The sequence below is a fragment of the Methylocystis sp. genome, from assembly GCF_021731785.1.
Lineage (GTDB): Bacteria > Pseudomonadota > Alphaproteobacteria > Rhizobiales > Beijerinckiaceae > Methylocystis.
The window spans coordinates 1-26,166 of sequence record NZ_JAKFWS010000140.1; the positions used below are offsets into that span (position 1 = coordinate 1).

Below are 26,166 nucleotides of genomic sequence, written 5' to 3' on the forward strand. Positions count from 1 at the left end.
CATCGAAATCTTCACGCAATCGCACCGCTGCCGCCATGACGAACCTCCCTCGGTTCGCCAATAAGAATCAGACATTTGCCGATTCGGGAATCCGAGGTGAGTCAGACTCACGGCAGGTTGGTATTAGGCTTCAGCGTCACTCTCGCTTAGAGGCGAGCGCATGAAGCCTGATCGCCGGGCTCTGGCTTGGGATAAGCACTTTTTCGGTGGGACGCAGGAGGTGCGCTCAGCGCTGGTTGAGCTTTGTGCGCTCTGAATGGCTCTCTTCCAAAAGGCGGTTGCAACTAATTGCAGCGCCGCCTTGCCAGGTTTGCCTAAGGCCAATTGAAAGCGCCAAATGGAAGATCAACAGACGAGAGCGAGCGATGCGCTATCTGGATTGCACTGGACTGAAATTTTAAGCGTCGCGCTTCAAGAAAAAGCCAAGGGAAACCTCGCCGAAGCCCTTCGTTTGTGCGAGGAGTGCGCACGACTTCATGCGGACGACCCGGGAGGACGAGGCTGGGCGCTCTTCAATCTGTTTTTCTGGACGATGGAGGCAAAGGGTCAGGAAGCGGCTGTTCCCTTCTCGCTTGAGATTTTGAATTTAGGATCGAACCTCGCTTCGAAACTGTATGTCGCTTCAGCGGCAATTGATTTTTACCTAACTGCGGCTGACAGAACGCGCGCAAGGGAAGTGGCCGCGGCCTTATCGAGCGCCGTCGCAAAATGGCGACTCTCTCACCCTGCGAGCGACGACATAGCGCTTCCCTTGGCCGCTCAAGTGGTCAACCAAATCGCGCAGGCCGATCTCGCCGACGCCGCGCCGGAACTGCGTTTCGAACTCCTCGATTGCGATCACCCGATCGTCGCATCCATCGCGACGGCGTATTCAGATCGGAAGTTTCCCCGCTTATACAATGCGCTCTCGCCGCAAATGACAACTTACCTGCAGGGTAAGGGCGTGGAGGGCAGGCTTGGAATCAGGATTGCCGACAATGTGACGTTGGCGAGATGCGGCGAAGATGCTTACGCATTTGACAGCGACGGACAATTACTGCCGATATTTTACAACAAAATACCACATTTTTACAAATCCAAGATAGAAACAATGGTCCAGTCAATCGAGAATATTGTACATATCCCAGGCGCATCTTTCTGCACTTTTGACCAATTCAACCAGCCGGCGAATTTTTGTCATTGGCTGGTAGACTATTTCCCACGTATTGCGCTTGCGCAGGAGTTGGGCGTGAATCACGATTCGATCGTTATTCCGGGAAAGCTTGAGATCGATTTTTTACGCTATACGTGCGACCGCATTCGGTCGGGACGCCCGATTATTTCCATCGAACCTGGACGAGCTTATCGCTTCGAACGGCTGGTTTATGCCGATAGCTATGGCGAGAATCTCCGGCACCCCCTGTTCGGCGGCATGCGCGAGCTGTGCGATTTGGTCCGAGAACGCCTGATGGAGACGAGCGTCTCCGACACAAGTTTGAAACTCTACGTGCCGCGGAAGGCGACGCGCCGCGTCGCTAACGATGACGCGCTTTGGCGCTTGCTATCGAGTCGCGGCTTTGTCCGGATAGATACGGACGCGATGCCGTTCGCTTCACAAATCGAGGCGTTTCGTGCGGCCACCCATGTTGTCGGTCCGCATGGCGCCGCCTTGACGAATATCATTTTTTGCTCGCCCGGCGCTCATGTACTTGAACTCTTTCCCAGGTTCGGCGGCTCCGCAGCCTTCTACGTAATATCGAGCGCCATGGGGCACGATTATTCGTGCTTTGTCGACCAATCAACTCAGGCAGACTCGGAGCATAAGCCTAGCGAAATGACCTTCGTAGACCGGGCGGATATGGTCGCAGATCTGGATTTCGTCGCGAACTGGCTCGCCAGCTGTTGAATGAGAGCGGGGCGCAAGGCAGGGCGTTTTTTGCGCCGCGCGCCGGTTCTTACGTCGAAGAGATCGACCAACTCGCCATCGGGGATTCAGGCTGGAATCCCCGAGTGCGGCATCACCTTCGCAAGCGGCGCTCGTGCACGCCACACAGCGCTCCATATCATTCGCTAGCGACCGTCGCTTATCCGGCGGGCCCCTAACGGCGTCAGGCGCTTGGAATCCGGCGTGCCTGTCGTCGTCTTCGGCGCGACTGTCACACGCTCGGCTTTAGGCGAAGGAGACACTTTTTGCAGATTGATCGAATCCGACGCCGACGACGGCAGATGGGCCTCGGCGACGGCGCTCCCCGTCGCCAGCGCAATGAGCGCGACCGAAGCGCAACCCGCGAAAACAAGCCCGAACGAGCAAAGAATTTTGATCTTACGCATGATCGTCCTCCTCAAAATATCAACGGGCCAACAATAGCGCGAAGACGTGGGAAGTCTGTGCGGGAGCGCACTTTCAGATCGGACGGGACCGGCCATTCTGCGCTGAACACGCAAAGGGCGCTGCGCAGGTCGTCTTGCGTTGGCGCAGCGGAGTTCGTCTTGCGTTTTTGAAGGGTCCGTGATTAGATGAATGATTACATGGACCTCCGTTGGGAGATCGACTATGAAAAAAGATTTTTTTGCACTCATGATAGCTATAGCGCTTGTGTTTGGCATTGCGACCGGCGCGAGTATCGTTACCGTTCCCGCAGCGCTCGCCGACGGTCGCTAAAGGCTTTCAGACCGCTTGCGCGTCGGAGGCGTGCAGTTTCCGGCGCAAGAATTGGACGCCATTCGCTCCTGACTGATGACGGTTGAGCAAGGTCGACCATGAAAGCAGTTCACTCTGAGCTGACCTGGGCTTTCGTATTTTCGCTTCTCTCAACTCCGGCTTTCTCCACGTCAAATGAATTGTTGAAAGCTTGTTTGGAGGAAAGAAACAGCGACAATGCTCTAGATATCTGCGCCAGGGCCATCGAACAGACTAGCGCCACGCAAGATCTCGCTCGCATCTTGGTTCGTCGATGCGTGGCCTACGCGGAGAACGCCAATTACGCGGCCGCAAAACAGGCGTGTAAAGACGCAATAAATAAGGACGGCAAGAGCGCTATCGCTTATTATGATCTCGGAAACGTTTTTATGCGTGAGCAGCGATATCACGACGCCATATTGAATTATGACAAGGCTACATCAATCGACAGACACTATGCAAAAGCATTCAATAACAAATGCTACATTTATAATTACATGAAGGCCTACGATGTTGCCGTCGCGGAATGCGACAAAGCCATCAGCATCGATTCAAAACAGCCTTCATTTTTTGTCGGGCGTGGCAATGCGCTCCTCAACAAGGGCGACCTCCACAAGGCCGAGGCTGACTACCTCAAGGCAAGGGAACTTGACCCGGATAACCAGAGCGCGCTCGTGGGGCTTGCGGCGGTCCATCAGCAGGCCGGCGACTACCCCGGTGCGATCAAACTGCTTGATCGCGTGAATATCAGTCAGACCGAGGATGCCGCAACGGTATTGAACAATCGGTGCTGGACGCGCACCCTTTCAACGTCGAACAAGGCGGAACTCTCCATCGCGCTGAACGACTGTACTGCGGCGCTGGGCATTCTTCCAACCGCGGATTGGGTTCTCGACAGTCGAGCATTGACCTATTTGAAGATGGGAGAGTTGGACAAGGCCGCCGACGATTACAGGCAGGCATTGATCCTAGACCCGGCGAAAGTGTCTTCGCAGTATGGCTACGGCCTCATTCTCCAAAAAAAAGGGGATAAACGCGGAGAAAATTACATCAGGAAAGCCATTGAGGCGGACCGAAACATCTCCGAGGAATTCATGAAATATGGCGTAAATTCTCCATGAGTCGCAGTTTGGAGTAGGGTGATGCATGTTGAGGCGTGCAATAATGTTTTTCTAGGCGGCGTTACGCTTGCCTTGCACGTCGTGCTTTACGCTGCGCTGCTCCTGTTGCCACTCGTCCCCGCCTATGTGATTTACAAAAACTTCCCTGCGCCCACACATCTAAACGGCGCTTTTTTTGGCTTTACATTGAAGGCCGGCGGCGCCTTCGCAGGATATCTCGCCTTGTTTCTTTTTCTGATTTTGCCAAAGCAGAACATGGTCAACAGCGGGGAGAGAATTATCTCGTCAATTCAACAGCCGGCTTGGAAAATTTCGGCGGACGTCGGCTTCAAGAACAGACTTAACCAGGACGATGACCCGAACTCCTACATCGAAAGCCTTTCCTTCGAAACGTCTCCTGAACTGCTGGAACACAGGACTCAGCATATAACGATGTGGGTCCCGGACAAAGCCGGAGAGCTGCCGCAAGTTATATTGACGGCAGGAAAATATAGAGCGGTCGTTCACCTGAAAAATGAGATAGAAAAATGGCGGTCGAACGCTCCTGATACTGCTATAGCGTCATTTGATCAGACAGAGAAGAAAATAGAGCTTAAGAATATACTTATGCAAGAACCCCCATGCAAAGGGTGTTATGGGTCGGCGTCTACGTTCGATCTGCCAAAAATCAGCGATGCTTCGGACCCCGTCAATCTCAAAGCGCCGTTAATCGATCGCCATCGCTCTCATCGCGCGGCCGGCAAGAAGGATGGACGGCCGAAGTAAGGAGCGCTGCGCGCGCCGAAGCACGTCCGGATCTTTCGGATCGGAATGACGCCGCTCGCGCTCCGAAGCCGAATTCCATGCCCATGTCGTTCATCGGCCGCGTCTGCTCTCGGACAACGGCTCATCCTATATCTCGGGCGATCTGGCGACATGGCTCAACGATCATAAAATCGAGCACATTCGCGGCGCGCCGTTGCATCCACAGACCCAAGGCAAGATCGAGCGCTGGCATCAAACGCTCAAGAACCGCATCCTGCTCGAAAACTATTATCTGCCGGGCGACCTGAAGACGAAGATCGGCGCCTTCGTCGATCACTACAATCATCGCCGCTATCACGAGAGCCTGAACAATCTCGCGCCCGCCGACGTCTACTGCGGACGCGGCGCAAAAATCCTGCGCGAAAGAGAAAGGATCAAACGCATCACAATCGAGAATCGACGCTTGCAACATCAAATGACCGCCGCTTAAACTCAATCGTCAGGTGAGCCGCATCCTCCACTAAATTGCAGCCCTGCCTGTCTCAAATCATTCGACGACGGACAGTGCACATCAAATGACCGCCGCTTAAACTCAATCGTCAGGTGAGCCGCATCCTCCACTAAATTGCAGCCTAGCCTGTCTCAAATCATTCGACGACGGACAGTCAGTTATATCAGTTCATTTTGGAAACGCACTTCGATAAGTTCACTGAACTCCTGCCGCACTATATGCACGTCCGGTTCACGAACAACATGCTCGTCAGCCCTGAGAGCGCGCCAAAGGATGAGATATTCCAGCGTAACGATAACTATTACGTTTATCTCAAGCCTGATAACGTTGATGACGCAACGATCCTCAAGGACGTCCGCTTCCCCGCGGCGCCGCCGCTCTGGATTTGGATGCCGCCCCATTAGCCGCGTTGTAAATCCTATACTGCGGGAGTGGCGCTACCGCTCCTGATTCGTCGGACGAGAGAGCAGAGGTGACGATCTTTGGGGCGGATACATTGAAATGCGCTCTATTTCACTCTCCGGTGCAAGTTGGAACCTTGAGGCGGTAGCATCAGTCATCGGCGGCGGCGTGCGAGCGAACATCACATTTGCGCATTTAAATGTAGCGCAACGTGGCGAACATGCCGGCGGCCTGATGGTAAACGAGATGACAGTGGAAAGCCCACCAGCCAGGATTGTTCGCGTCGAATGCGATGACGACGCGTCTCCCCGGCGTCACCAGCACGGTATCGCGCACTGGGCCAGAAAATCGCTTTCCGTCGATCTCCACTACCTGAAACTCATGTCCGTGGAGATGCATGGGGTGCGGCATGAGCGTCTTATTCTTGAGCACGAGTTCGACGCGCTCCCCCTTTGCAACCGTCAGCGGCGGGGTGTCCTTGCTCCAAGGGACGCCGTTGATTGACCAAACATAACCATTCATGTTGCCGGTCAGATCGACTTCGTGGATACGGTCCGGCTTACGCTTCGTAAGCGGCTCGGCGGCGCGCAGGCGCCGCTCTAAATCCAGGGTGAGCGCCGGTGATGGTATCGGCGCGACTTCTGGAACGCGCGTCACTTGCGCCTGTCCCGCAATAAGGATCACGCCAGTTTGCCGACGCTCACCTTCCAAAATCGCCAGCACCGGATAGGCAGCGGGACGGCGCGGAACTCTGATGAGGATGTCGAGGCGCTGAGCGACGGCGATTGGAAAGCGCCGTCCCGCAACTGGGTGAACCCTGAACCCGTCAACTGCGATAAGCTCGCCTCTGAGCGCGCCAAGATCAATGTGATAAGCACTCATCGCTGAGCTATTGATGACGCGCAGCAGAATTGTCTCGCCGGGCGCCACCCGGATCGTCTCGGGGTCGGCGAGGGTGCGGTCGTTAGCCAGAAAGGCATCGTATTTCACATCGTTCAGATCGGGCCCCGCAGATGCGCTCCCCTTGGCCGTTCCGGCCATTATTGACTTCTCAGACTTCGACTCCATGCCCGGCGTGGCTGGCGTCACACCCAGCGTTCGGTTTCGGTTCCGCAATTGCTCGTAGATCTCCTCAGGCGGCGTGAAGCTGAAATCGGCCAGCATGACCACAACTTCCTGTTGATTCGATCGGTCGCTTCGGTCGCGAATGATGAGCGGGGCCGCGAGGAGCAATTGTTCTTGCAGGCCCTGGTGCGAATGCATCCAGAACGTGCCCCCGAAGCGCAGCGGAAAGTTGTATTCGGCGCTGGCGCCCGGCGAGATCGGCGTCCCGGAGACGCCAGGAACGCCATCTTGCTGCCAGGGAGGCGTCAAACCATGCCAATGGATGAGTGTCGGTTCATCCAGATCGTTGACCACACGAACCCGGAAGTGCTTTCCCACCTCTGTGATAAGGCCCTGGGCGCCATTCGGTTGGCGAATGCCGAGCACTGAAGCGGATTTTCCGTTCACCTCAATGCTACGCCGCTGGACTCGAAGAATTGTAACCGGACCGGCGTCGCTCGCAGGGGCCCCAGAAGCTGGCTGCGCCCAAAAGCGATGAGGCGAGGTGATGCAGGTGGCGAAAGTGGAGAGCAGGACGGATCGACGTGACAGCATCACGGTCATCTCCTCAAAAAATCCTTACACGAGGCAGGCTCCACTACGGAGAGCCACCTAACGAACTCAAAAGCTGATCGACGTGCGCACGCCAAAAACCGCGGCGTCGGGAATCCGGCCCAAAGCGGGGTTGACTGGATTGATCACGCCGCCACCCGGGCGAAAGATGTATTGGAAGTCGGGTTGAATGATCCAGCTGGGATCGATCTGCGCTTGATAGGTAACTTCGAGCGCGAGCTCATAGACGCGGATTGGCAAGGCCTCGCCCGCGTAAAAGGCCGTGTCCCGATCAAGGGCGCTGATCGACGAAGACAACTGTGAATAGGCTGCGGCGCATCCAAATGTATCATCGGGTCGCTGCTTCCATATCCCGATGAAACTGACTCCCGCCTCCGCATAAAGATTCATCAGATTGCGGTCCGAGGGACTTGCAGCAAAGCGCGCGAATCCGCCAATTCCTTTTTTTGAACTTTCTCCGGGCACGCGCCAAAGCATCTGATTGATGACGCCATAGAGACCAAAATTGCCGCGATGGACGAGCGGCTGACCATTGCTCGATGGATCGGCGAGCGATCTACCGTCCGTCCCAAAACGATCGTCATTAAATCGGCCAAGATGGCGCCATCCGCCGATCTTAATCGCTCCGGCGAGGCCTTCTGAATCGGCTTTTTCATTGTAGCTGAACTGGGCTTCGCTGATGATAAACGCCGGGTCCCTGAGCCGGAAATTCGTGCCTGACGGGTCTTTAATCTCCTCCAAACCTGTGAACCCCGACCCAGCAGGGTCGCCGTTAAAAATTGCGGCGAGGAGCGTGATCTGATCGATTGGAGTCACTTTGAGACGAACACCAGGCGTAGCAAGCGGATAGTTCGGTCCGCCACCGCCCGGTAGATCTTGTATGAATAAATTCGGCCAGCCGAACGTAACGTTAACGAATAAACTATTGCTGAATTCGCTGATGAAGAATTGGTTATCCGCCGTCAACTGCCCAATACGGATTGACGCCAAGTCATTGAAAAGTTTCTGCTCGAACCAAAGCTCAAAAAGGCGCGTCGTTGGCCTGGCCGCGAAGCCGCTGATCGTCGAATAATTGAATATATTGTTGCTTGAAAGGCTACGGCCTTGGATTTGATACGCGTTGACGCGGAAGCTCGCGCCATCCAGCCCCGCAACTTTTGCAAGGTCGGCGTCGACCGCCATGTAGAGGACGCTACCGTAATTGGCGCCCTGTTTGACCCCGCCTAGGGGATTTCCAAAGGTGTCTTGAATATAACTCAGTTGGAAGTTCACGCCTCGATCCAGCAGAGCCTTCTTGAAATCGCGCAGCGCCGGAATGCTCGAGATTATCGATGGCTGATCGGCTTCCGGGACCAGCGTCACGGGAGCTTCCTTATGACCGGTCGGATTCGACGCCGGGTGATGCGCAAGAGCGACGTCGCAGGACAGCGCGATCAAACTCGAAACAACGATAGTTGCACACGCCGCGGTTCGCAGCGTCTGAGGCGGCAGTGCCGACGATGCGAGGTACGATAGACGGCGCAATTCGGTATCCTCCAACACGAAGGAATTCTGCTAACAAGTTATACACTTGCTGCCACCGTAAATTCAATCATTTGCGTGAAGCAGCGAATCGAGAGATTTGCGCCTCGCAATCTTCACGTGGCCTGGCCGCGAAAAACGCCTCGGCGCTACATCAACGCTCAGGGCGTTCCGTTGCGACAGCCACGAGCGCGCCCACCGCGCGAGCCGCATGCGCCGGATGGCGCCCAAGACTGGCCGATCGTGGCATTGCCGGATGTCGAAGGTCGTTAAGCTCTGCTCAAAAGTAGTCAGTCCAATCAAGCCCAGGTCGCCCTGGATCTATTGTTCTCGATCAAAACAGCGGTCGCTAAGCGCTCTCAGGCGCTGCGGCGATTGCGCTTCGTAAGATATCTGCGTAGCTCTGACTTTCCTTCAGTCACCGCTCGTAGGAGGCCGCCGTCGCGTTGCGCCCGCTTCGCCGCGGTCATCGGCCATTTTCTCCACAAGAACCGCGCACATCTTCCATCATCTGTCGCGGATTAGATGGCGCCCCGAAATGCGATTCCATCCTCGTCGCGGCACAGTCGAAGAGCGCGATTGCGCAGCGACGCCGGGCTCGCGAAACCGGTTCGGCTTCGCCGGAGTCGCGAACGAGCCGAAACCGGCAGGCCGAGCGCCGCTGCAATGCTGATCCGTGACCAGGTCGAGACCATTCATCGAGCTTGTAGCGCGTCTATTTCATGGGCAAATCATGAAGTCTGACCTCAGACAGGGTGGAAGCAAAGCGCGAGGTGAGCGTCGTTGCCGACGATAACGGGGGCGGGGTCGAAGCCGTCAACCCTTTGATCGTTGACCTCGCGACGAGACCGGATAACCTGCATTTCGCAGCGCAGTCCATGAGAGCGAGTCCTTTATGTCGGAATAACCAACGTCCGCCGCGTTGCTAACAATGACGACGATTGGCTGGGTGAAGGGTCAGGTCATGCAGGCGATCTCGGACGAATAGCGAATTCACGACCGTCACTGTTACAACGCAGCCGCTGGAGAAAGGGATCGATCCAACTAGCGTCATTGATGGTGGTTGGGGACCGATGCGGGCGTCGTCGTCAGCAATCCGCGGTCGTCGATCATCTTCTGAAGCGCCGCGACCCAATGGTCGTAGTACTTCCAATCGCCGCGCTCGGATTCCGGCGCGCGTTCCCAGCGCCCGATCGTCTCGATAAGGGCGCGCTGGAAGTCCTCCCAGCGGTAGTGGCCGAATTCCGATAACGCGATGGCCAAGCCGAACGCGCGTCGCTGCCACTCGTGGTCGAACCGCGGCGCTCCATGATCAGTGGTGCAGGATTCGTGCAGTCTCATGACCGCGCTCCAGCCAGCGCGACGCCCATCATCGACTCGGTTGTCACCAGCTCCATCAGCTGGGCCTCGGTGAAATCCTCTGTCGCGGTTGGCCTTTCGGGAATCACGAACCACCGCGCCGTCCCGCTGCTGTCCCACACCTTGATCTCGGTATCCTCGGGCAGGTGGACGCCAACCTCGGCGAGCACCTTGCGCGGCTCGCGGGCCGCGCGGGCGCGAAACACCGGATCCTTATACCAGTAAGGCGGCAATCCCAGCACCGGCCACGGGAAGCACGAGCAAAGCGAGCAGATGATCAGGTTGTGCACCCCGGGCGCGTTGGCGACCGCCCGCAGGTGCTCGCCCTCAGCGCCAACCATTCCCTTGGGCAAGTCGAGTTCGGCAATCGCGGCCGGGGTGTCGGCCAGTAGCCGGGCCAAGAAGCCGGCGTCGGTCCACGCCCGCACGACGATCTTCTTGCCGTTGAGCGGCGTCATCTCCGATTCGAAGTAGGCCAGCACTTTATTGACGGTCTCGGGTGTGATGACGCCCTTTTCGATCAGAAGCGATTCCAGCGCAGCGACTTTGGCCGCGCTGGACTGCTCGCGGTCCTGCGGATAAGCGAACTGGCCGCTCATGCGGGCTCCTCCAGGTATGCCTCGAACAGTTCGGCGTAAAGCGTCTGCGCGCCGGGTTCCGCGCACGGACCCCACAATTCCACCGGCGTGAACTCGACGATATAGACGGGCATCGGATCGCCAATGCCGTCGCCAGTGCGCCAGAAGTAGGCGTAGTCGCCTTCGAGCACCTGCGCCACCGTACCGCTCCGCCCCCGCAGGTAGCCGGGCAACCGAGTGTGCGCGCCGGCTGGGAGATTTGCGATCCGGACGAGTTGCCCGACCGCGAACTTTGGATGCGCGACGTCGCGGCGAGGACTATCGCCGTTGCGCAGATATGCCATGATCTGCTCGTCAATGGCGACAGTTCCACCCGCGACCCCTAGCCGAGCGCCGGGCGGCCGGGCCGCTTGGCCGCGCAGTTCTGTTGTCCGCGACGCTAATTCGTCCTCGCGCAGGTATCCCTTGTCGACAAGGAACGCAGTAATGCCGCTGAGCCACTTCTCGTAATAACGAAATTTGAAGTAATCGAACGGATCCATCGCCTCGGCGCCGGCGCGCAGATCCGCCCATGTCCACATGTCGCGGAAGGTGGTAGGCACGTCGGCGATCGCGTAGGCCGGCACGGACGAGCCGAGATGGCCCGACAGACCCATCATCGCAACATGGATGCCCAATATCCGCCTCTCCCACTCCTCGGCAAAGACCCGCCGATCCAGCGTTAGGGGCCCAGGCAACCCTTCCAGGCCGCCGATATAGTGCTGCAACTTCATGGCGCCGGACCGCCTTCTGCGCTGGCCCAAAGTCCAGATGGCCTGCCAAGCGATGCCGCCGAAACGCAGGCGATCGCCTCGTGCCGGCCGCTCATCTCACGCGATTCCGGTCAGCAAGCAACGTTCAATTGCCGGCGTGAAGCGATTATGTTTCGGGATGCGACCAGGACCGGAGAGGACGGTCTTACGCAAGGAATGAAAGCCAATACAGGCATGCAGCGTCCTCCCTCCCAGTGAATTCTCCTGGTGGCAGAGCATTCCGCTCTGCTCTCGTTAAACGAAAAGTCGGGTAATTGGTTCCATGCAGCGCAATCTCTGCGTACGCCGAAATTGATATTCTGGCCCAAATGCTTTCCGATCCGCCGCCCAGATCGCGCTGATTAGGCTGTCAAATGCATGACTGTCTGTTTTTTATTTGTGAACGCGCAATGGGCTCAACCCGGAACCGCCCTGATCAAATGTCAGAAATCCCTGGTTGGGGATTTCGACGCCCTACACAGCGCAAAGCCGAAATTGCACTGCGCTGGACTTCTGCGTGCAAGAGAGCGTTGCTTGGGCACGGTCACAAGAGTTTCCCTGGCTCCCCTGCGACAAATGGCACGACCAAGCCAAGAAGCGCGCCGGCCAGTTGCGGCGCTACGGTGAGGCGATCGCCGCTGCTTCGTCGACGCCGAAGCAGGTCATACTGGCCCTGCATGTGCCGATCTCCCGCGAGGCGGCGATGGTAGGCGTTCGCGATAGGATTTGAGCACGCGACGCCTTTGAGCGCGCCGAGCGAAGATATAGGACCTGCGCCAATCGCCGCCGTTCGGGATAGCCCGCTCGGCTGGCGTGAGCTGAACGCATCCTGGTGCTTGGGAAGGCGCCCGCGAGCTCGCGTTTTGTAATCACCACGCCTGCTTCGCGCGCTGCTTGACCGACTCTCGCTTTTTGGGCTGACGGCGCGAGTGAGAAAATCATCGCTTCACGGTCCATCAGTCAGATCGTCGCTGTTCTCAGTGGCCGGTTTTCGTGCGCGGAATTGCGGTATCTTTCGCCGCCGATATCGTTTCGCTCCAGGAGGCCGCAAACATCCGCCTCCAACCGACTTCGTGTGGTCGCCTTCCATCAGATCGATGATCAGAGTCCGCCAAACTCCGCGAGGCCGGATTTTCCGAGATCGGAATTCGCTGAGGGACTCTTTGCTCTCCGTTACGCGCGCCCGCCACCGGTTGCATGGCGTTTCGTCCTATGGCCGCAGTCGCAGTCCAAAACCTTACAGCCACCACGATTTTCGCGCTCATTAAAAAAACGGGCTGATCACAGCCACGGCACGTTGTCGGCGCGCCGCGAGGGAAGCCTAGGCTTGGGATCGTGTGACCCCGGGCAATCGGTTCATGGAGCTGGCCTATTCGCGATCGCGCTCGACTCTGTCACAGTTGCCTCGTGGCGCTTAAGAACTATTTGACTGGCGTCGCCTCTTGTAGCGACGTTCCAATCACTTTGCCCGTTGCTTCATCGTCGCGGGCCGCCACTTTCGTGAAATTGTTGGCAAAGAAGATCAACGAGGGAGAATATCTATGACGCGCTATAGAGTTCTGGGATTCGTGATTAGCCTGTCGTTGCTTTTCGGTTATGAGCCGATGGCTGACGCGACCCCTGTGACGGTTCCATCGAGCGCCGTGATCTCCAACTCCGACGGCCTTGTTGTTCAGGCTGTGATTGCCGGTGGAGTCTGGCGCAGGTCCGCCCGTCGGCAGACGCGCCGCGTTATCCGCCGTCGTGGCTACTGAATCGATCGCAAGTACTGAAACATTTTCTGCCATCGTGACTATTGCGTTTTGGAGACGCCAAGATCGTCCAGTTTCACGGTAGCTTCCTTCCGTCGCGGCCAGACGGCGGCGCAATCCGGCAGAGCGGAGAGCGTGCGCCTGCATGCGCCGCAACAGCCCGCTCTGGAGCCACCGCCGCATCGCTCTATGACCCCAACGCCCGAAAGTCCTGCTGGAGCGGGCGGAGATCGGCCTCCGAAAAAGCGGTCGCATCGTTGAAGAATTGGCATTCGCTTAGCCGCGCCAGCCAAGAGCGATGAGCCAATCAATAAGCGTCACGAAGGCCGAAGTTGAAGATATGCGGCTTCGGTGCTGGAGAAAGCGCGCATCGGTGCGCCAATGCCTTGCGGACGCGCGGTTGAGGCCGCGACCCGCCAAGCGTTACTCAGGACCGCCTCATGCGCCTCAAGAAGAAACGCGCCAGAAGGCCGGCGAGATAGCCGCCGATCGTGATCGCGAAATAGACGATGATCACGAAGGCCCAGCGTTCATTGGCGGACACCGCCCTACGGAATATTTCCGTCAGATAAGCGAGATCAACGAACCTGTCCGCGAAGAACCCGCTAGCGACTGCGAGCGCTGGCGCGATCCACCAGGGAGCCCTGAAATAGCCAAGGAGCACGGCGAGCAGAAAGACGATCAGACCAAAAATATGCAAGAATTCGAGGAACACCGCCTGGGAAAGCAAGCCAATGAATCGGATCAGCCAAAGCATCGGACGCCTCACTGCGCAAGCTCAGACCATTGTTTTATCTGAATTCGACCGCAGCGGCCACATCGTTTGCCCTCCGCATCGACCGGGATGGTTCAACATGCGCGCCGCCCGGATTGTGCAGCGCGCCTCTAGGCGGGGGTGTGGGCCGCTAGACTTGTGCAGCGAAGCGCGGAAACCTCTGCGCCGCTTAGGCGGATTGGCGGGGCCAAGCGCCGGGACGCTCTCCCGATAAGATCGCCGCCACCCATCGGGTCGACGGGAATTGTTCAAGAATCGTCAGCGTCGCAATCGAAAGCGGGACGCCGAGAAATGCCCCAAGCGCGCCCCATAGGAAAGTCCAGAGAACAATCGAAAAAAGGACAATCGGTGGGGAGATCGAAAGAGCGGATCCCGAAAACACCGGCTCCAGATAGCCCCCGATGATGAACCGGATGACCAACACGCCCAAAAAAACGAACAAAGGCGTTTCAAATGAGCCGAACTGCACGAAGGCAAAGAGCGGCAGAAGCGCTGTGATGAGCAGGGACCCGATGTAGGGCAAGAAGTTCAGCGCAAAAGCCAGCACGCCCCATGCGCCGGCCATTTCCAATTCCATGAACTGGACAAAACCCCATACCGCGAGACCTGTCGCAATGCTGGCGATCGTCCGAACGAACATATAGGTGCGGAACTTTTCACCGATCTTCCTGCCGCCTTCGAGCAAGCGCCGGCTTGTCTCCTGATTTTCGAGGGACGTTATTCGCGCCTGAACGGCTTCGGTTTCCGCTAGTCCTAAAATTACATAAACGAGCACGATGACTGCGAAGGCCAAAATTGTGTTCACTCTCACGGCGACTATGTGAAGAAGCCTTATGAGCGACGCGGTGTTAAAATGTTCAGCAATGAGCGTAATGACGAAAATGTCGTGCTCTTCCAGCCACGAAGTGGATGTCATCACCGTCTCCTGGATCCGGTCGAGATTCTGTCTGACCCACTCCACCACCTCTCTGCCACCCCAGGCGATCAGAGTAAACAGCGCCAGAATCGCGGCGGCGGTTGTCACGACAGTCACGCTCAACGCAATGGCCTTCCCTACTTTCTCCTGCATCGCTTTCTGCAGGGGCCAAGCAATCGCGATGATGAAGACAGCAAAGATGACGGGCTCAAGGACCGGCTGCGCGAGCTTGCAGGCGGCAAGAATGATGAAGAGGAGCATGGTAACGAACGTCACGCTCGTGATGCGACTTTTTTCCATGATGATCCCGTTAACGTTGGACGGTCGTTGACGATTTTGAGACGCAGGGCGGCGTGATCGGCGGCGCGGCTCATCAGACGGTAAAGTTATGAGCCGGTCAGTTGGCGTTGCAAGGGGCGAATTTGGATGCGATGCGGTTGATCTTTCTCGGCGCAAAAGAAATTTGACCGAGTGAAAGAACACGCATGTTGGTCATCAGCGATCCCAATGAGTGACTGAAGCCCGATAACCCGAATGCCGTCTTTGGCACCGAAACGAAATCCTCAGAAAATGAAAATGCGTCACCGTGAATTCGGCTAAATCCCTGACAGGAAAGACCCGGTCGACGAGAAAATAACTGTCGAAGCTTACTTCATCCGCGCGTGTGCCTCCGTCAGGAAGTGATCAAAGGCATCGACGCGAATGAAACCGAGGCGCGGATATTCAATTTCAGTGATGATGTAAAGCGTGGTGGCCAAGGCCAAAGCAAACGCCACGATATGAATCCAACTTCGCTTCTTCGCGGCCGCCATTCCAAAGCCCGCCAAAAGCGAGCCCGCAAGGGCCAGGCCGAACAGCGTTATGAAAATGACGATGGGGGGATGCCTCTCGTTAATGCCGCTACGTAGGCGCGCCAAATCAAAGACGTTCCCCAACGAAGTTAGTATTAGCGAGCACGCTGTACTCGCGCCAGTCGAAGAACAAGCTGCAACGGCCTCATCCCAGACCTCCGCCTTCAGCGCAAGAATCTTGTCTAGCTGTTCCGTCGAGTAATCCGCTGACCAATTCGAAAGTGATAAATCAATGGGCAAGCGGTACAAATCAATCCGAGCCTGAACATAGGCCTTCAACTTCGCCCTCAGCTTCAGTCCTTTCTCTCGCTCCAAAAAAGCGAGGCGATCATATGCGGTGCCGATGGCGTTCACCTCTTGCAGCACAAGCTGACGGCGCTCATCGAACCTCTGAAGAGCACCGGAGAGGGAAAATGCCAGAAGCAAACCCATCAATGCGAACACAGCCCCCTCGACGGCGTTGAGTCCGGCCATCGAGCTGGCGCCTTCCTTGGCAAGATGACGCGCGCCAAGGCGTCGCCCATAATTCAACAAAGCGAGCGAGGAGAAAAAGAAGACGACGGCGGCGGCCAGCGCAAATAGCGTGAAGATCATTTTGAGCCGCCTTCCACGGTGCTCAATCTGAGCGCCTTACAAATAGTGCCTAAGGCACAATAATGGTATGTTATAAAATAATGGTTAGTGGGGACTGAACCTATGTTCAGCGCTATGTCCTGTACCGGCGAGAAAGAATGTGCGCCGCGTAAAAACACGGATGAGGAAGGTCGCTTTTTGCCGGGCAACACCGTCGGCTTTAAATCCGGCAATCGTGGCAGGCCGAAAGGCTCGCGTCACAAGATGACGCTTCTCGTTGAGAAGCTCATGCACGACGACGCGACAGAAATTGTGCGCGCAGTTATCGCTGCGGCGCGCGGCGGCGACATGGTTGCTTGCAAGATTGTCCTGGATCGCATCTGCCCAGCCCGCAAAGGCCGCCCGATCCGTTTCGATTTGCCAGAGAAGCGCGCAACGTCGAGGACGTTGCGGCGGCGCTCGGCGCTGTCGTCAGCGCCATGGCGGATGGCGAATTGACGCCGGACGAGGCGCAGATGGTGGCGAGGCAACCTGTACTCACGGAGTGTTTGCTCGAGCAAAGTCGATGATCAGTCGCAAGACTCGCTGAAGAACCGAGCGCGACGCAATTGGCCGTGGTCCGGTCCAGAGAGAATACATGGTGATACGAGCGTCAGCAAACCTTGTATTGACCGAGTTCGGCTGGATTTCAATTTACTTGCTCATTCTGACGCAGAGGTGGAGCCTTGCGGATATGACGCGCGACGCGGTTCTTGTTGATCTCGCCTTGCAGGGCGGCGGCGCGCATGGCGCCTATACGTGGGGCGTTCTCGACCGTCTGCTGGAGGAATCTTGGCTCCAGATCGAAGGGATCTCGGGCACGTCGGCCGGCGCTATGAACGCGGCGGCGTTAATCAGCGGCTATGTCGACGGCGGGGCGGACGGCGCGCGCGCGGCGCTCGAGCCATTCTGGCGGCGGGTTTCGCTGGCGGCGCGCCTCAGTCCGTTGCAGCGTAATCCTATCGACGTGTTGATGGGTCGTTGGACGCTGGACGCCTCGCCTTTGTTCGTCGCGACCGACATCATGTCGCGTCTGTTCTCGCCCTACGATCTCAATCCCCGGGGCGTCAATCCGCTGCGGGAGATTCTGGCGGAAACCGTCGATTTCGGGCGGCTCGCGCGCGCGCGGATCAAGCTTTTCGTTACCGCCACAAGCGTCTCGACCGGCCGCGCCCGAGTCTTTAGAAACGCCGATGTCACGCCGGACGCGCTTCTTGCTTCGGCGTGCCTGCCGACCATGTTCCAGGCCGTCGAGATCGACGGCGAAGCCTATTGGGACGGCGGCTATTCCGGCAATCCGACGATCACGCCGCTCGTTCGCGAATGCGAGTCGACCGATACGATCCTCGTCCAGATCAATCCCATCGAACGCAAGAACACGCCGCGCTCGGCGACCGAAATATTGAACCGCCTCAACGAAGTGTCGTTCAATGCGGTTTTGCTCAAGGAGCTGCGCATGATCGCCTTATTGCGCCGCGCCGCTAACCCAGGAGACAAGGAGGGCGCACGCTGGGCGGGGATGCGCATCCACCGGATTTCAACCGAAAAGATGACGCAACTCAGCGCATCCTCCAAACTTATCGCCGAATGGGATTTTCTCTGCATGCTGCGCGACGAGGGTCGCCGATCGGCTGAAGTGTTCCTCGATCGTCACGATCGCGACGTCGGCGTCCAATCGACTCTTGACCTTGACGTCCTTCTCGAGGGGATTTGACCCGATGGGAATTGCTGGAATTCTTGCCGCGCTGTGCGGACTCATCTGGTTCGCTTATCGAGGCTGGAGCGTATTGCTGCTGGCGCCTGCGGCGGCGCTGATCGCCGCCGCCTTCGCGGGCGAACCCTTGCTGGCGCATTGGACGCAAACCTTCATGGGCGGAGCGTCGCGTTTCGTGTCGCAATTCTTTCCGATCTTTCTCCTCGGCGCGCTCTTTGGAAAACTTATGGACGACAGCGGTTCCGTCACCGCCATCGCCAACTTCATGGCCGAAAAACTTGGCCCGCGCCGCGCCATACTTTCAGTCGTTCTCGCCGGCGCCTTCGTAACCTATGGCGGCGTCAGCCTCTTTGTCGCATTTTTCGTGCTGGCGCCGATGGCGCAGAAGCTGTTCCGCAGGGCGGCCGTGCCGAGACGCCTGGCGCCTGCCGCCATCGCGCTCGGAACTTCGACGTTCACCATGTCAGCGCTGCCAGGAACTCCGGCGATTCAAAACGCGATCCCCATGCCCTTCTTTGGAACGACGCCCTTTGCCGCCCCGGGGCTTGGCGTCGTCGCCTCCGTGATCATGCTCGGGTTCGGGCTCTGGTGGCTTGCGCGCGCTGAGGCGGCGGCGCGCCGCAAGGGAGAAGGATATGGGAACGAGCCGAGCGTTCACGTCGACGCGACGCAAGATCAGGCGATCCGCGAGCGCGCCGCAGCGGCGCACGAATTCGATCTCGCCGAAATCCCGCACGGCCATCGAGCAGATGCGCCGAACGCACTCATCGCCGCGCTGCCTTTGATCGTCGTCGTCGGCGCCAATCTTGTCATATCCTTGCTCGTCTTGCCGCGCGTGGATGACTCATTCCTGTCTGAAGAGCGCTGGGGACCGACCACGCTTGCCGCCGTAGGCGGCGTCTGGTCCGTCATCGTGGCGCTCTCGGCGGCAATTGTAACTCTCATTCTGCTCAACTGGCGCCGGTTGACGGCGATCCGCGATAGCGTGGACGCCGGCGTCACGGCTTCCGTGCTCCCCGCGATGAGCGTCGCGAGTCTGGTCGGATTTGGCGCCGTCGTCGCGGCAATGCCGGCTTTCGCCGTGGTGCGCGCCTGGGTGCTGTCGATCGAGGGCGGTCCGCTCGTCTCCCTCGCCATCGCGACGAACGTGCTGGCGTCCCTGACCGGTTCAGCTTCTGGCGGACTGACCATCGCACTCGACACGCTCGGCGAAACTTATCTGCGTCTTGCTGAACAGGGTGGAATTGATCCGGCGCTTCTGCATCGCGTCGCGGTCATTGGCGCGGGAACGCTGGACAGTCTTCCGCACAATGGCGCGGTCGTGACTCTGCTCGCCGTTTGCGGTTGCACGCACAAGGAAAGCTATCTCGATATCGTCGTGGTCGCGATCATTGGCGCCATCATCGCGCTTGTCGCCGTCATTGCCCTGGGCTCGGCATTCGGCTCATTTTGAGCGAGCCCTTCGAGGCGAGCGCGCGGGGGTCTTACGAGAAGCCGACCGCCCGCTTTCCTTGCAGCGCCTTACTGCGCCGGCGTCTCCGGAGCGATCGACTGTGTCGGTCCGGTGCGGCGGACGCGCGCGCGACGGCGCCGCCACCCTCTGCTGGAGCGGCCCGGACGGGGCGAGCGCGGCTGGTGATGGAAAGTGGTGAACTGCCGCTCCTGCGCTTCGGCGTCGCCCGGAGCCAACGCCGCGATCGCTGTCGCAAAAAGCGCAGTCAGCAGCGAGCGACGCGAGAGTTGAGAGCTCTCGTCAAAATTTTCCGTGGTCATAGTGTTTCCTCTCCCTAGCTTTATTACGCTGCAGTTTTGCATAACGCTTGAACCTTCGCAATTGTCCTCCAGCCTAGGAACTCCTTCCGCTAAGGCGGGCAAACGCTAGGGGTAAGGGCCCCTGTCCGCCTCATAGGCTTCGTTCGCGCGCGTGATCTCGATCTGCCGCGTGGTCGGCGACCAGCCGCCGCCAAGCGCCTGATAAAGACTGACCGCCGACTGAAAATACGCGAGACGCGCGAGCGTCAGGTTGAAATCATATTGGTAATAGGTCGTCTGGACCGTGGACAGCGTCACAACGTCGATCACGCCTTCCAAGAGCTGAGCGCGCGCCGCATCGAGTGCAATTTTCGCCGCAGCGAGCGCGTCCACACCGATCTTTACGCTCTTAGCGGTCTCCTTCATCGCAATGAGCGCGCTTTCCGTGTCGGCAAGGCCGTTAAGTATGCTCTGCCGATACGCCGCCCAGGCTTCGGCATATCTTCCTTTTTCGAGCTGATATTGGCCTTGAAGGTTGTAGCCGTCGAACAGGGGCTGCGCGAGCCCCGTCGCAATCTGCCACGCGACCGCCTCAGGTCTCAGCAGATTGCTCAGGACGACGCTTTGCAGGCCGTATTGCCCATTAAGGACGACCGATGGGAAAAACGCGGCCCGCGCCCGCAACACCGAAAATTCCTGCGAGGCCAGAACCGCCTCGGCTCTGGCGACATCCGGCCGCCGCAATAAGACCTCCGATGGGAGGCCGGGCGCGAGCCGAGGGAATTTCAGTCTGGTGAGCGCGCCGCCTTTGATGTCGATCGATTCCGGCGTTTGTCCCAGCAGAACGGCAAGAGTGACCTTGGTCTGCCGCAGCGTCTGCTCCAGGGGCGGAATGGTGGCCTTCTGCCCCTGCAGAACCGCCGCCTGCAAACCATAGTCCAGCATCGTCGCGGCGCCTTTCTCCAGACGCGCGTTGATCGCTCCGAGCACCGCCTCCGCAATCTTGACGTGTTCAGTCGCCATGCGCAGCTGATCTTGCGCGGCGAGCACCTGAAAATATGCATTCATGACCGCTGCAACCGTCGCGATCTCCACGACGTCGCGATCGAAACGTGAGGCGTTGGCGAGGAGCCTCGCGGCTTTCGACGCGTCCTCATTCTTTCCCCAAAGGTCGATTTCGTAGCTCGCATTGAGGCCGAGAGCGAACAAATTGGTGCGCGTGGCGTTGAACGTCGCCTGATTGTCGAGGAGGGCCGCTTGGCTTTTCCCCGCGCCTTGCAGTAACGACTGAGCGGGATTGAAGTTCGGCGTTGCGCTGAGCTGCGTTCCCGGAATCTGCGTGCGCTGAGCGAGACCGCCAAACGATACCAAGGGCCAAAGCGCGGCGCTGGCGATGCGCGCATTGGCGTCGGCCTGATCGATGCGCGCAATCGCGGCCGTGATCGCCAGATTGTCGTCGAGCGCGCGCTCAACGAGACCTGTGAGTTCCTTCGAGCCAAATTTTACGGCGAAATCTCTCCCGGCGGCGATTGGCGGCGCCGGCCTTGGGTTGGCCTCCCGGAATCGGGCGGGCGGCGGCGCGCCGAGGTCAGGCTTCTCCCATGTGAGGTCGCATCCGCAGAGGCTCACGGAGACAATCATGATCGAAGCGGAAGTCAACGCGCGAGGCCGCACTAAGCAAGATGCCAGCAACGTCGAGTTTTCTCCCAGGCACGGCCACGACGAAATCGAATGCAACGAGCCGTTCTCGCGCGTGAAACAGAGTGTTGGATAACAAGACTCCGAGATCGCGCATAGAGTTTTCCGCATCAGCTCCTTGACAAGGTGATAGGTCGCCGCACTCGTTCCCTAGAGAAATGCCGGCGGCAATGATGCACCGCGCCGTAGGCACCATGCAATCTAGCCACCATTCGCCTCGAGTATCTCTCTTAACCGCTTCCGACATCCATTCCGACTGCCAGCGACTCCGCACAAATGCCTTATCCACAGGAGAGCAATCAGGCTGCACGGATCGCTACAGACCTTCCAGTTCATGCCGTTTACGGCTTAAATGTCGAAGACGCGAATTCAGGATAGATATGTGGCGCGCTTGAAAAAGATGATGTGGATCGCGGGGCTATGGCGCCTCGCATTCAGTACATCCGCGGTCCTACTGACGCTCGCGGGATGCAGCCGGGAAGAAGACAAGAAAGCTCCCGAAACGCGTCCGGTTCGCGCCATCGTGATCGAGAAAAGCAAGATCGGCGAGATAGTTGAACTGACTGGAAGCATTCAGCCCGAAAACGAAGCCGCGCTCGCCTTCCGCATCGGCGGCAGGATGATCGAACGATTTGTGGGCGTGGGCGATGCCGTCAGGAGCGATCAGATTCTGGCGAAACTGGATCCGCAGGCCGAACTGAATGGTTTGCGATCGGCGCAGGCGAGACTGACCGCGGCGCAAGGGCGCTTGCGCGAGGCGCGCAGCAATTTCGCGCGGGAGCAGTCCCTGCTGGCGAGACGATACACGACAAAAGTGAAGTTCGATCAGGCGCAGACGGCCGTCGAGACCGCTCAGTCCGACATTGAGGATGCCTCGGCGCAACTGAAAATCGCGCAGGACCGCGTCGGTTACACGGAGCTTAAGGCGGATTTGCCCGGCACAATCGTCGCGCGGGGCGCAGAAGCGGGAGAAGTGGTTCAGGCCGGACAAATGATTTTCCGCATCGCCCGAAGGGGTGGGTGGGATGCGGTATTCGACGCGCCGGCGCGTCTCCTGCGCGCTGCGCCGCGAGACGCGAGAGTCGATCTCGCGCTGACGGATGAACCCACGGTCACAGCGGTCGGACGCGTGCGACAAATCGATCCGCAGGCGGATCCTTCGATGCGCACATTTCGCGTGCGCGTCACCATTATCGCTCCCCCGCCCGCTATGCGACTAGGCGCGACCATTTCCGGCCGCATGCGTCTTGATCCCTCAGCCGCAATCTCCATTCCCGCTACTGCGTTGACCGAGTCCAACGGACAGCCGAGCGTTTGGATCGTCGATCGGGCGACGATGACCGTATCGATGCGAAACATCAAGGTTCAGCGCTTTTCCGCCGACTCGGTGGTCGTCGCGGAGGGTCTGGCGCCCGACGATACCGTCGTTACCGCGGGCGTTCAGTCGCTTCACCCAGGCCAGAAGGTCCGAATCCTGGATATGCCGTGATGACAGAGATCAACCTGTCGGCTTGGGCGCTCAGACACCGTTCCTTCGTCATCTATTGCATGATCTCGGTCGTGATCGCCGGGCTGAATTCCTATTGGAGTCTGGGCCGCAACGAAGACCCAAATTTCACTTTCCGCACGATGATCGTGCAGGCGGCCTGGCCGGGCGCGACGCTTGACGACACGCTCAAACAGGTGACGGAGCGGATCGAGCGCAAGCTGCAGGAGACGCCCAGCCTAGACTTCATTCGCAGCTATACGACCGCTGGCCTCACGACGATTTTCGTGAATCTGAAAGGCGAGACGGCGCCGTCGCAGGTGCCGGACATCTGGTACGACGTCCGCAAGAATGTCGGCGACATTCGCCATACGCTTCCCGCAGGCGTCGTCGGACCTGGGTTCAACGACGATTTCGGCGACACCTTCGGAATCATATACGGTTTCACCGCGGACGGCTTCAGCCATCGCGAGTTGCGAGACTATGTGGAGACCGTTCGCTCGCGGCTGCTCAATGTCGCCGACGTTTCCAAGATCGAAGTTCTCGGCGCGCAGGATGAACGGATATTCATCGAGTTTTCAACGCGGCAGCTTGCTGGCCTGGGCTTGGACCGGTCTCAGCTCATTGCCGCGCTGCAAGCGCAGAACGAGGTCATCCCTTCGGGCATCATCCAGACGGATCAAGAAAAACTCTCATTGCGCGTATCGGGAGCGTTCGGGTCAGAGAGCGATCTTCTGGCGATCAACATTCCGGTGAACGGCCGTCTGCTCCGGCTTCGCGACATCGCGGAAGTCAGGCGCGCTTCAGTCGACCCGCCGCAGTCGATGTTCCGAGTGAGCGGCCGTCCGGCGATAGGACTGGCGATCGCCATGCGACCGGGCGGCGACATACTCGCCCTGGGCCGCAACGTTGCGAAGGCGCTGGAGGAGACGAAGTCGGAACTGCCGATCGGAATTGAGCCCATTCTGGTCGCCAATCAGCCGCAAATCGTCGAGCACGCGATCGGCGATTTCATGACGTCGCTTTGGCAGGCGATCGCGATCATCATGGCCGTGAGTCTGATCAGCCTGGGCGTTCGCGCCGGCGCGGTGGTTGCGGTCTCCATTCCGCTGACGCTCGCCGTTGTGTTTCCGATCATGCAGCTTGCGGGGATCGATCTGCAGAGAATCTCGCTCGGCGCGCTCATCATTGCCCTTGGCCTCCTCGTCGACGACGCGATGACGACGGTGGACGTCATGACGACACGCCTCGCGCAAGGCGACGACAAGGAGGAGGCCGCAAGCTACGCCTATAAGACTCTGGCGTTTCCGATGCTCACCGGCTCCTTCGTGTCTGCCGCCGGTTTCGTGCCGATCGGTTTGGCCAAAAGCTCGGCTGGCGAGTACACATTCTCGATCTTCGCGGTGGTCTCCATCGCCCTGATCGTCTCATGGTTCGTCGCCGTCTTGTTCACGCCTCTCATCGGCGTGGCGTTGCTCAAGAAACCGGACGCCTCCGCCGTCGAGCAGGAAGGTCCCGTGCTGCGCGTTTTCCGCACGCTTCTTGTCGCTGCGATGAGAGCGAAATGGGTCACGCTCGGCGTCACTCTAGCCTGCTTCGTCATCGCTTTATTGGCGACGCCGCTCGTGCCTCGCCAATTCTTTCCTGCGTCGGATCGCCCGGAACTCGTGATCGATCTGTCTCTGCGGCAGAACGCCTCGATCTACGCCAGCCAGGCCGTCGTGGAGAAATTCGATAAAATTCTCAAAGAGGATCCCGACGTGGCGAGCTGGAGCGCTTATGTCGGCCGAGGCGCCATACGCTTCTACCTGCCTCTCAACGTCCAGCTCGCACATGATTTCTTCTCGCAATATGTGGTCATCGCCAAAGACTTGGCCGCGCGCGACAGGCTTCATCAAAGACTTGAAAAAATCCTCGCCGAGGATTTTCCCGGCCTTGTCACCCGGATCGCGCCGTTGGAGCTCGGACCGCCTGTGGGCTGGCCCGTGCAATATCGCGTCATCGGCCCCAACCCTGAAAGGGTTCGTCAAATCGCTCTCGATATGGCGAAGACAATTGGCGCGGACCCTTCCGTCAGACGCATAAATTTCGATTGGATCGAGCCGGCGCGCGCCATCCATGTCAAAGTGGATCAGGATCAAGCGCGCCTCGTCGGCCTGAGTTCTCAGGCGCTCGCCACCGCACTGAAGGGCGTGGTGACGGGCCAGGCCGTCACGCAGGTTCGAGACGACATCTATCTCGTCGACGTCGTCGCGCGCGCGACAGATGAACAGAGGATGTCGCTCTCAACGCTGCAAACGCTGCAAATCGCGACGCCCAGCGGCGGCGTGGTGCCTCTCGGCCAGATCGTGACGTTCGATTTCCAGCAAGAAAACCCGCTGATCTGGCGCCGCGACCGGGCGCCGACGTTGACAGTTCAGGCTGACCCTGCGCCTGGGCTGACGGCCGAGACCGCCGTCGCCGCGCTCGCGCCTGCAGTCGCCACAGTGAATGCGAGCCTGCCGCCCCAGTATCGCATCGACACGGGCGGGACCGTCGAGGAGAGCGTGAAATCCCAAAGTTCCGTATTTGCGCGCGTGCCGCTGATGCTGTTCCTGATGACCACCTTCCTGATGATCCAGCTCCAAAGTTTCAGCCGCATGTTCCTAGTTCTGAGCATTGTGCCGATGGGACTGATCGGAATCATCGCGGCGCTCCTGATCTTTGGGAAGCCTCTCGGTTTTGTCGCCATTCTCGGCATTTTGTCGCTGCTGGGGATGATCGCGCGCAATGCGGTCATTCTCATAGAGCAGATCGAAACGGAACGGCGCGAGGAGCCGGATCAATGGAAAGCCGTCGTAGACGCCACGCTGTCCAGATTCCGTCCCATCACACTGACGGCTATCTCGACAGTGCTGGGCCTCATTCCCATCGCGCCCACGGTGTTTTGGGGGCCGATGGCCTTCGCAGTGATGGGCGGGCTTCTCGTCGCCACCGTGTTGACGCTGATCGTCACACCGGCGCTCTATGTCTTATGGTTCGGAATTCGGGAGAACGCCTGAGCCGCGCGGCGGAGTCACCTTGCTTTAGTATTTTTCAGGCACGAACCTCAACCCGTCGAGCGACGCGAGATCGTCATATGCGCGGTCCATCGAACGCTTCGGAAGTTTAGCCTTCTCGCGGTCGACGTTCTCATATGGAATGGAGTCGAGCAGATGGCTTATGCAGTTGAGGCGCGCCCGCCTCTTGTCGTCCGAGCGGACAATATG

General features: G+C 58.6%; 22 protein-coding genes and 2 pseudogenes. 12 read left to right on the forward strand and 12 right to left on the reverse strand.

Annotated features, from left to right (window positions below; translation table 11 throughout):
* Positions 1-337 precede the first annotated feature (337 nt).
* Positions 338-1,885, forward strand: coding sequence for a glycosyltransferase family 61 protein (locus tag QZ964_RS18730; protein ID WP_292533479.1), 1,548 nt, complete (start codon positions 338-340; stop codon positions 1,883-1,885).
* A gap of 164 nt (positions 1,886-2,049) precedes the next feature.
* Here QZ964_RS18730 and QZ964_RS18735 read toward each other — a convergent pair whose 3' ends face one another.
* Positions 2,050-2,310: a hypothetical protein gene (locus QZ964_RS18735; protein ID WP_292533481.1), complete on the reverse strand. Its 261-nt coding sequence runs from the start codon at positions 2,308-2,310 to the stop codon at positions 2,050-2,052.
* A gap of 429 nt (positions 2,311-2,739) precedes the next feature.
* Here QZ964_RS18735 and QZ964_RS18740 point away from each other — a divergent pair, with 429 nt between their 5' ends.
* From QZ964_RS18740 to QZ964_RS18750, 3 genes and pseudogenes are all read left to right on the forward strand, one after another.
* Entirely contained in the window at positions 2,740-3,780 is a 1,041-nt protein-coding gene (locus QZ964_RS18740; protein ID WP_292533482.1) for a tetratricopeptide repeat protein, read from the forward strand.
* A 21-nt stretch (positions 3,781-3,801) separates the two neighbouring features.
* Complete coding sequence (locus QZ964_RS18745) at positions 3,802-4,545, forward strand: hypothetical protein (RefSeq protein ID WP_292533484.1); 744 nt, start codon at positions 3,802-3,804, stop codon at positions 4,543-4,545.
* A gap of 88 nt (positions 4,546-4,633) precedes the next feature.
* Positions 4,634-5,014: pseudogene (locus tag QZ964_RS18750) on the forward strand (integrase core domain-containing protein); the annotation flags it as partial.
* A gap of 618 nt (positions 5,015-5,632) precedes the next feature.
* Here the strand turns inward: QZ964_RS18750 and QZ964_RS18755 are convergent.
* The 5 genes from QZ964_RS18755 to nthB all read right to left on the reverse strand — a co-directional run bounded on the left by QZ964_RS18755 (position 5,633) and on the right by nthB (position 11,345).
* Positions 5,633-7,105 carry a multicopper oxidase family protein gene (locus QZ964_RS18755; RefSeq protein WP_292533486.1) on the reverse strand — a complete coding sequence of 491 codons (1,473 nt, stop codon included), beginning with the start codon at positions 7,103-7,105 and terminating at the stop codon, positions 5,633-5,635.
* A gap of 57 nt (positions 7,106-7,162) precedes the next feature.
* Positions 7,163-8,656: a carbohydrate porin gene (locus tag QZ964_RS18760; protein ID WP_292533487.1), complete on the reverse strand. Its 1,494-nt coding sequence runs from the start codon at positions 8,654-8,656 to the stop codon at positions 7,163-7,165.
* Between the two features lie 1,029 nt (positions 8,657-9,685).
* Positions 9,686-9,976 (reverse strand): nitrile hydratase accessory protein, encoded by a 291-nt coding sequence (locus tag QZ964_RS18765; RefSeq protein ID WP_292533488.1) that lies wholly within the window; start codon positions 9,974-9,976, stop codon positions 9,686-9,688.
* Positions 9,973-10,593, reverse strand: coding sequence for a nitrile hydratase subunit alpha (nthA, locus tag QZ964_RS18770; protein ID WP_292533490.1), 621 nt, complete (start codon positions 10,591-10,593; stop codon positions 9,973-9,975). Before nthA ends, QZ964_RS18765 begins: the two co-directional genes overlap by 4 nt.
* Complete coding sequence (nthB, locus tag QZ964_RS18775) at positions 10,590-11,345, reverse strand: nitrile hydratase subunit beta (protein WP_292533491.1); 756 nt, start codon at positions 11,343-11,345, stop codon at positions 10,590-10,592. The genes nthA and nthB overlap by 4 nt, the downstream gene beginning before the upstream one ends.
* Positions 11,346-11,880: 535 nt before the next feature.
* On the opposite strand from nthB, the gene QZ964_RS18780 reads away from it, so the two are divergent.
* Both QZ964_RS18780 and QZ964_RS18785 read left to right on the forward strand, forming a co-directional pair.
* Complete coding sequence (locus QZ964_RS18780; RefSeq protein ID WP_292533493.1) at positions 11,881-12,093, forward strand: hypothetical protein; 213 nt, start codon at positions 11,881-11,883, stop codon at positions 12,091-12,093.
* Positions 12,094-12,904: 811 nt separating this feature from the next.
* On the forward strand, positions 12,905-13,117 hold the full coding sequence (locus QZ964_RS18785; protein ID WP_292533494.1) for a hypothetical protein: 213 nt from the start codon (positions 12,905-12,907) through the stop codon (positions 13,115-13,117).
* Between the two features lie 424 nt (positions 13,118-13,541).
* Here the strand turns inward: QZ964_RS18785 and QZ964_RS18790 are convergent, their stop codons facing one another.
* The 3 genes from QZ964_RS18790 to QZ964_RS18800 all read right to left on the reverse strand — a co-directional run bounded on the left by QZ964_RS18790 (position 13,542) and on the right by QZ964_RS18800 (position 16,250).
* Positions 13,542-13,871: a hypothetical protein gene (locus tag QZ964_RS18790; protein ID WP_292533495.1), complete on the reverse strand. Its 330-nt coding sequence runs from the start codon at positions 13,869-13,871 to the stop codon at positions 13,542-13,544.
* 187 nt (positions 13,872-14,058) lie between these two features.
* Entirely contained in the window at positions 14,059-15,105 is a 1,047-nt protein-coding gene (locus QZ964_RS18795; RefSeq protein ID WP_292533496.1) for an AI-2E family transporter, read from the reverse strand.
* 347 nt (positions 15,106-15,452) lie between these two features.
* A complete protein-coding gene (locus QZ964_RS18800) occupies positions 15,453-16,250 on the reverse strand; it encodes a hypothetical protein (protein ID WP_292533498.1) in 798 nt (265 codons plus the stop codon).
* Positions 16,251-16,493: 243 nt separating this feature from the next.
* Between QZ964_RS18800 and QZ964_RS18805 the strand changes: the two genes are divergently transcribed.
* From QZ964_RS18805 to QZ964_RS18815, 3 genes are all read left to right on the forward strand, one after another.
* Positions 16,494-16,727, forward strand: a complete 234-nt coding sequence (locus QZ964_RS18805; RefSeq protein WP_292533500.1) for a hypothetical protein — start codon at positions 16,494-16,496, stop codon at positions 16,725-16,727.
* Positions 16,728-16,962: 235 nt separating this feature from the next.
* On the forward strand, positions 16,963-17,982 hold the full coding sequence (locus QZ964_RS18810) for a patatin-like phospholipase family protein (protein WP_292533502.1): 1,020 nt from the start codon (positions 16,963-16,965) through the stop codon (positions 17,980-17,982).
* 4 nt (positions 17,983-17,986) lie between these two features.
* Positions 17,987-19,435, forward strand: a complete 1,449-nt coding sequence (locus tag QZ964_RS18815; RefSeq protein WP_292533503.1) for a GntP family permease — start codon at positions 17,987-17,989, stop codon at positions 19,433-19,435.
* A gap of 68 nt (positions 19,436-19,503) precedes the next feature.
* Here QZ964_RS18815 and QZ964_RS18820 read toward each other — a convergent pair whose 3' ends face one another.
* Together QZ964_RS18820 and QZ964_RS18825 are read right to left on the reverse strand one after the other, a co-directional pair.
* Positions 19,504-19,755 carry a hypothetical protein gene (locus QZ964_RS18820; RefSeq protein ID WP_292533504.1) on the reverse strand — a complete coding sequence of 84 codons (252 nt, stop codon included), beginning with the start codon at positions 19,753-19,755 and terminating at the stop codon, positions 19,504-19,506.
* Between the two features lie 105 nt (positions 19,756-19,860).
* Positions 19,861-21,363 carry an efflux transporter outer membrane subunit gene (locus QZ964_RS18825; protein WP_292533505.1) on the reverse strand — a complete coding sequence of 501 codons (1,503 nt, stop codon included), beginning with the start codon at positions 21,361-21,363 and terminating at the stop codon, positions 19,861-19,863.
* 10 nt (positions 21,364-21,373) lie between these two features.
* Between QZ964_RS18825 and QZ964_RS18830 the strand changes: the two genes are divergently transcribed.
* The 3 genes from QZ964_RS18830 to QZ964_RS18840 all read left to right on the forward strand — a co-directional run bounded on the left by QZ964_RS18830 (position 21,374) and on the right by QZ964_RS18840 (position 25,959).
* Positions 21,374-21,508, forward strand: coding sequence for a hypothetical protein (locus QZ964_RS18830; RefSeq protein WP_292533507.1), 135 nt, complete (start codon positions 21,374-21,376; stop codon positions 21,506-21,508).
* Between the two features lie 306 nt (positions 21,509-21,814).
* On the forward strand, positions 21,815-22,921 hold the full coding sequence (locus QZ964_RS18835) for an efflux RND transporter periplasmic adaptor subunit (protein ID WP_292533508.1): 1,107 nt from the start codon (positions 21,815-21,817) through the stop codon (positions 22,919-22,921).
* Positions 22,921-25,959, forward strand: coding sequence for an efflux RND transporter permease subunit (locus QZ964_RS18840; protein ID WP_292533510.1), 3,039 nt, complete (start codon positions 22,921-22,923; stop codon positions 25,957-25,959). The genes QZ964_RS18835 and QZ964_RS18840 overlap by 1 nt, the downstream gene beginning before the upstream one ends.
* Positions 25,960-25,983: 24 nt before the next feature.
* Here the strand turns inward: QZ964_RS18840 and QZ964_RS18845 are convergent.
* Positions 25,984-26,166, reverse strand: a pseudogene (locus QZ964_RS18845) (polyphosphate kinase 2); the annotation flags it as partial.